Here is a 607-nt window from a genome sequence, read left to right on the forward strand (position 1 = left end):
TCGCGGTGTCCTGCCTTCTCGTTTCGATGTGGGCCGTCATGGAGAGCCTGAACTCGTCAGGTGGCGTCTACTGGGGTGAATTGTTCTCGGCAGCCGCCGGTGGGCTTCTGCTGTTCCTCGTCATTATCGGTAGTTCCCATCGAGTCAGGAGTTAGTCAGGACTGATGAGGTTAGATTCTCAGAAAGCGTCTGGATGGGTGTTGTGGAATGTCTCTACCATCCAGACACTATCCTTACGGCCTCAGACCTTGAAACCTTAGCGGAGGGCCTCCTCGAAGAGCTCCCGATCCCCGGAGTCGAAGCCGGAGCCTTCGACTCCGGGATCATCCGTCGAACACTTCTGCAAGCCGCTGTCGATCAGAAATCAATCAAAGCCGTCACCGACACCACTCGCCGGACGTACTCCGACGATTACACCCTCAAACAACTGCACACCGTTCCAGCAGATCAGCTCGAAGCCGCCGTCAACAACATCTTCGCTCAACAGGCGGCGATGATCCTCGGCCCCGGCCCGAGGATCATCTGCCTCGACTTCGTCGATATCCACTACCACGGCTGTCCACACGCTGATGCTGGCGAACTCTGCCACACCAAACCACGCGATGGC

The 607-nt window shown here is 57.5% G+C and carries 1 pseudogene; it reads left to right on the plus strand.

The features are described 5' to 3' along the window. Positions 1–193: 193 nt before the first annotated feature. Positions 194–607, plus strand: a pseudogene (locus tag EXE41_RS18625) (ISH3 family transposase); the annotation flags it as partial.

The sequence above is a fragment of the Halorubrum sp. SD690R genome (assembly GCF_005435035.1).
GTDB classification, from domain to species: domain Archaea; phylum Halobacteriota; class Halobacteria; order Halobacteriales; family Haloferacaceae; genus Halorubrum; species Halorubrum ezzemoulense.